Source organism: Rubritalea sp. (assembly GCF_039830215.1).
Taxonomy (GTDB): domain Bacteria; phylum Verrucomicrobiota; class Verrucomicrobiia; order Verrucomicrobiales; family Akkermansiaceae; genus Rubritalea.
Window position 1 is genome coordinate 1 of record NZ_JBDOPO010000157.1, and the last position, 5,715, is coordinate 5,715.

Genomic DNA, 5,715 nt, shown 5'->3' on the forward strand with positions numbered 1-5,715 from the left:
GTGCTATTACAGCTTTAAGGCAACCTCCGCCAACCGTTTTGTGAGATCTAACATTTCCTAATCGATTGGCTCGATGCACAATCAGCTATGAAGTTTCGTAACCACAGCAAAGGCGGCAACCTGTTCTCATCAATTAGCCATCAGCAGAACATGGCTAAGCGCCAAGTTGGGATACTCAAACTCAAAGACGCTATAGATTGGAGCATCTTTCGGCCAGTTCTCCAAGAGGTCACTGGCTACAACACCAAAGACTGGAGTAAGGGAGGGAACCTTCCTTTTGATCCGCTGCTGATGTTTAAAATTCTAATCCTGCAAAGTTTTCACGGTCTCAGTGATGAAGCTACAGAATTTCAAATAAGCGATCGCTTGAGCTTCATGAACTTTCTAGACCTTCAAATGGGTGACGATGTTCCAGATGCAAACACCATTTGGGATTTCAAGGAATTGATTGAACGCGATGGGCGCAACGGAAGTAACAAGTTATTTGCCTGTTTCCGTGATCTTCTCGATGCTCAAGGTCTCGTTGCTAAAGAAGGTAGTATCATTGATGCCAGCTTTATTGAGGCCCCAAAACAAAGAAATACGAGAGCGCAAAACAAGCAGATTAAAGAAGGTGAACGCCCCGATGGATTTGAAAAAGGTTCACCCAAGGGAGCTCAGAAAGACTGTGATGCTCGCTGGACTAAAAAGAACCACGAAACTCACTTCGGCTATAAGAATCACGCAAAGGTTGATGCAAAAAGTAAGCTCATCGACTCTTATGCGACAACGCCTGCAAGCGTTCACGATAGCCAAGTGTTTGAGGAGCTACTAGATGAAAAGGATAAGGCAATCTTGAGCGAGAGTGCCTATAAATCACAAGCGAATGAAGAAGTTCTCCTCAAGCACAACCTCGAAGACTTCACCATGCTCAAAGCGAATAGAAATTCACCGTTGAGCGATGATGACAAAACTTATAACAAAAAGGTCAGCCGCATTCGAGTGCGCGTAGAGCACGTGTTTGGCAGGATGAAATATATGGCTGCAGACATGTTCCGACGAATAGGGCTTCAAAGAGCTAGCCAACACAACGCCCTATGCAACCTGACCTACAATATGGATCGCTACGCCTTCTTACAGCGATAATCCCTGACAATCGTAGCCACAACCCAAGATCATAAGATCAATCACAAGGCCGAGCAGCCTCAACTTCATCTAAAGCCGCCAAATTGGATACAGGTAGCCACTAGAAAATTTCAAATCGAGCGGTGCTACTCAAACAATGGCTTGGCGGAGGTTGCCATTAGTGTCTTATGTTTTGTTTAGTTCGATTCGCTTCATGAAAGCTAAATTCATGTACCCTAGCGACACAGCCATTAGGACCTTGTCTGAAAAGGCTAAATTTTTTCTAATTTTTCTTAATCGCACTCAACAAGTCAGAAAGATAAAAGATTGCCTGAAACTGCATCCTGAAACATAACTCCTCAAACAACTTTCTCACACATGTCCGATAAACCATTCCATTACCAAAAGCCTTTCCCACTCGGCACCGATCAAACCGAATACGAACTCATCTCAACTAAAGGCCTTTCGCTCGCAAAACTCGGCGAACGAGAAATCCTTACCGTCGCACCAGAAGCTCTAACGCTTTTGGCTAACGAGGCGATCAAAGCAATCTCATTCAAGCTTCGCCCATCGCACCTTAAACAGGTAGCAGCAATCCTCGACGACCCAGAGTCCACAGAGAACGATCGCATGGTGGCACTCACCCTTCTTCGTAATGCTGAAGTGGCCGTGAATGGAATCCTACCTAACTGCCAAGACACCGGGACCGCCATTGTCATGGGTAAAAAAGGTGAAAACGTCCATACTGGCGCCAACGACGAAGAAGCTCTGTCTCTAGGAATCTATAAGACCTACACCGAGGAAAACCTGCGCTATTCGCAGACGGTTCCTCTCACTATGTACGAGGAGGCCAACTCGAAGACCAACCTCCCAGCGCAGATTGATCTCTACGCCACACAAGGTGACTCCTATGAATTTCTCTTTATCACTAAAGGTGGTGGGTCAGCCAACAAAACCTTCCTCTTCCAAGAGACCAAGGCTCTCCTCAACCCAAAGACTCTGACCTCATTCTGTTTGGCTAAAATGGCCACTCTCGGAACCTCAGCTTGCCCGCCCTACCACGTGGCTATCGTCATCGGCGGCACCTCTGCTGAGACAAACCTCAAAACCGTCAAAATGGCGTCCACTCGTTACTACGACGAACTCCCAACTGAAGGCAACGAACACGGCCAAGCATTTCGCGATATTGAATTAGAGAAAGAACTTCTTAAGCTCTCAGCAGGTATCGGCATCGGAGCCCAGTTTGGCGGCAAGTACTTCGCTCTCGACGTCCGCGTTGTTCGCCTACCACGCCACGGTGCATCCTGCCCAGTCGGCATTGGTGTCTCATGCTCGGCCGACCGTCAAGCTAAAGCCAAAATCACCAGGGACGGCATCTTCCTCGAGAAGCTTGAAACAAATCCCGGCCAGTACATCCCTGAGAAATTCCAAGACTGGAAATTTAAAGGCGTCGAGATCGACCTCGATCAAGGCATGGAAAAAACTCTCGAAACACTTTCTAAGTACCCAGTCACCACTGCCCTATCTCTCAATGGGCACATCATCGTTGCCCGTGACATCGCACACGCGAAACTGAAGGAAATGATCGATAACGGCCAAGAGCTTCCAGACTACGTCAAGGACTACCCGATCTACTACGCTGGCCCAGCCAAGACTCCTGAAGGACTGGCTTCTGGCTCCTTTGGACCAACCACCGCTGGTCGCATGGATGGCTACGTACCAATTTTCCAAGAGCAAGGCGCCTCCATGGTTATGCTAGCTAAGGGCAACCGCTCACAGCAAGTCACAGACGCCTGTGATAAATTCGGCGGATTCTACCTCGGTTCCATCGGTGGGCCAGCGGCCATCCTTGCGAAAGACCATATCAAAAAAGTCGAAGTCGTCGACTTCCCAGAACTCGGCATGGAAGCAGTCTGGAAAATCCGCGTCGAAGATTTCCCAGCCTTCATCCTCGTCGATGACAAAGGTAACGACTTCTTCCAGCAGCTTAATTCCTGCCCAACTTGTAAGTAAGTTATTACAGATAAAATCACCCGAGCATCCAGTCATCTATTTGTGATGGCTGGCTGTTTTCGCACAAAGCTTATCCCCCTGCCCCCCCCCCGCACTCGAAGACTTCATCGTGAAGCTAGCCAAAAAGAGGCGTTCCGAGGCACAGATCTATATTCAAGTCAGCGAGTCTAACAAAATCAATGATGAGCTTCACCCTAGAGGACATTTATAGAATTCTAACGGGCTTCAGAGCTGGGGTTGCCATGGCTGGCCACGACACTGGCAAAAAAGGATTCACCCGCATCTGGGCTGCCATTATATTCTTGATTTGACTCATCTGGCTCACGCTTATGAGCCTAGAGATATAGCGTGGCTCATTCCCCTCTCCGGACATAGCTCTAGTAACATTCATCATGCTCTTCTCCGGCATCACTCTCATGTTTAGACCACACAGGAGGTTCGACGATTTCGGCTAAGATGTCCTCACGCCGCAACATTCTTGGCCTCCTAGCTCTCACAGGCATAGGTGTCTCGCTAGCTATCATTCAAGGCAAACGAACGACTCAGCCTACTGGAATCACCGACTGGCCAGAGCATGGTAAAATAGTCCACACCCACAATGGAGTCCCTATCTACTCCAATGGCACGCAAGTTTTTAAAAGCAGTGGAAAACACACTACTGAGGATGGTTACTACTATGGAAGAAAGTGGCAATGCGTGGAGTTCATCAAACTCTACTACCACGATGCCCATGACCACCACATGCCCAATGTTTGGGGCTCGCCAAAGACTTCTATCAGAAAGACCTCAGCCATGGATCACTCAATCAAAGCAGAGGAATGCTCCTGTTCAACAATGAAGGCAACACTCCACCCATGGTCAATGACCTGCTAGTATGGCACAACGATCCTTACGGTCACGTTGCTGTGACTTCAGAGGTTCACGGTGAGCTAATCGTCATTATTCAACAAAACATTTATAGAGTTACAACCCAACGCTTTCCACTACTCAAACGAGACGGGACATTCAGCATGAGTCCTAAAAAGCCTCCAGCAGGTTGGTTAAGACTTCTGTAATTCTGCCTCGACGCGTGTCCACCTGACAGGCTACAACTCAGTCCAACATTCTACTCATGAAATTCTTTCTCTTACTTCTACTACTCCTAGCTGGTGGCTTTGCCTTCTGGAAATTTAATGACACCCTACCAAGTGACAAGGTGACAGACGACGGTTCGATCACTCACATTGTAGTCAAGGGCGACACTCTATCTGCGCTTGCTAGGAAGCATAACACAAGTGTGGCTAACATCAAAAAACGCAACAACTTGAGCAACGACGTGATCCACCTCGGCGCATCCCTCAGCATAATGCCAGGCGCACAAACTCAGAAACCTGTTGCTACAACAGCTAAAAAGCAAACTCCAAAAAAGAGTCCCCCAAAGCCAAAGAAAGTCATCGCCAAGAAAGAACTCCCAAAATCCACTGTCATGGAGAGCTCCAGCATAGGCATCGATATAGACGACAAAAACCAAGTCTACCTCAAAACTAAGAGTGGTAAATTTGCTCCTGCAGGCACCATAATTTATGGTTCAGATGCCGATGCAAATGGGATGGAAATCAAGACCATCACCTACCGTGACATCATGGGGAAAGAAACTACTCTGCCAGGGTCTGCTGACCCAGAGTCGGTGATCCGACTTGCTCTGAAGAAGCGATAACTTTTCAGACATCTGGATATCTTAGCCCTCTATGAGGAAAGAAGATGATCTGACTGAGATTTGCGAAAAAGAGATTACCCAGAGATAGGTTCAAGAGTCTGTTAGGCCATGGTAAGTATCCATAGCCGAACGCATCGCTTTGCTGAAGAGTACGTGAGCATCTCGACGGCGTCGTTAACGTCCATATAGCACTCAACAGCTTAGCTTACTCTGCGGACCTTGCTGTTCACGCCCAGTCCATCGGCGCTGCTGCAGTTTCAGCCATTGCTCCGAGCTACTTCCCAATGAACAGTAAGGAAGTCCTCTACGAGTCGATTAAGCAAATCGCTGCGGCTTGCCCTGACCTATCATTTTACTACTACCACATCCCAGCACTGACTAAGGCTGGTGCTAACGTCCCAGCATTCCTCGAACTTGCTACAGACTGCATCCATAACGTGGGCGGAGCCAAGTTTACCAACAAGTTCATTCACGTATTCAGTCGGCTTCTGGTGGTAGCTACGACGCAGCCTTCGGCTATGACGAAATGATGATTACAGGCTTGTCTACAGGCTCAAAATCCTATGTTGGTAGAACACTCAACTTCATGGCTCCACTCTACCAAGCTCTACTTGTATCAGCTGAAGAAGGAGACACTAATAAAGCTCGCAGTTTCCAACACCTTTCAGAAGAAGCGATCCGCGTTAGCATCGTGTTGGAGCTTTCCACCCACTCGTTAAAGAATTAATCAGCAAGCTGGGTGTCCCATGTTGACCAGTCAGACTTTCTATGGATTCCGTCACGCAAGCGCAAGCCGACGAACTCTGGACTAAGCTCCAAGATCTCGCTATCGGACCATACTTCAGCCCGGGTATTCAACTTTCGAGAGTATAAGGGGGGCTGACTTTCAATAAATGAAAAAG

At 47.9% G+C, this 5,715-nt stretch carries 8 protein-coding genes; all 8 read left to right on the plus strand.

What is annotated here, in order from left to right; all coding sequences use genetic code 11:
• Positions 1-87: 87 nt before the first annotated feature.
• The 8 genes from ABGY95_RS05170 to ABGY95_RS05205 all read left to right on the plus strand — a co-directional run bounded on the left by ABGY95_RS05170 (position 88) and on the right by ABGY95_RS05205 (position 5,540).
• Complete coding sequence (locus ABGY95_RS05170) at positions 88-1,125, plus strand: IS5 family transposase (RefSeq protein WP_347440632.1); 1,038 nt, start codon at positions 88-90, stop codon at positions 1,123-1,125.
• A 357-nt stretch (positions 1,126-1,482) separates the two neighbouring features.
• Positions 1,483-3,117: a fumarate hydratase gene (locus ABGY95_RS05175; protein ID WP_347440633.1), complete on the plus strand. Its 1,635-nt coding sequence runs from the start codon at positions 1,483-1,485 to the stop codon at positions 3,115-3,117.
• Between the two features lie 179 nt (positions 3,118-3,296).
• Positions 3,297-3,428, plus strand: a complete 132-nt coding sequence (locus ABGY95_RS05180; RefSeq protein ID WP_347440634.1) for a hypothetical protein — start codon at positions 3,297-3,299, stop codon at positions 3,426-3,428.
• Between the two features lie 145 nt (positions 3,429-3,573).
• A complete protein-coding gene (locus ABGY95_RS05185) occupies positions 3,574-3,990 on the plus strand; it encodes a hypothetical protein (RefSeq protein WP_347440635.1) in 417 nt (138 codons plus the stop codon).
• The gene (locus tag ABGY95_RS05190) at positions 3,972-4,172 is read left to right on the plus strand and encodes a CHAP domain-containing protein (RefSeq protein WP_347440636.1); all 201 of its coding nucleotides are present in this window, start codon (positions 3,972-3,974) and stop codon (positions 4,170-4,172) included. The genes ABGY95_RS05185 and ABGY95_RS05190 overlap by 19 nt, the downstream gene beginning before the upstream one ends.
• 56 nt (positions 4,173-4,228) lie before the next feature.
• Complete coding sequence (locus ABGY95_RS05195) at positions 4,229-4,813, plus strand: LysM domain-containing protein (protein ID WP_347440637.1); 585 nt, start codon at positions 4,229-4,231, stop codon at positions 4,811-4,813.
• 185 nt (positions 4,814-4,998) lie between these two features.
• Positions 4,999-5,343 (plus strand): dihydrodipicolinate synthase family protein, encoded by a 345-nt coding sequence (locus ABGY95_RS05200; RefSeq protein WP_347440639.1) that lies wholly within the window; start codon positions 4,999-5,001, stop codon positions 5,341-5,343.
• On the plus strand, positions 5,343-5,540 hold the full coding sequence (locus ABGY95_RS05205) for a hypothetical protein (RefSeq protein WP_347440638.1): 198 nt from the start codon (positions 5,343-5,345) through the stop codon (positions 5,538-5,540). Before ABGY95_RS05200 ends, ABGY95_RS05205 begins: the two co-directional genes overlap by 1 nt.
• The last annotated feature ends 175 nt before the right edge of the window (positions 5,541-5,715 follow it).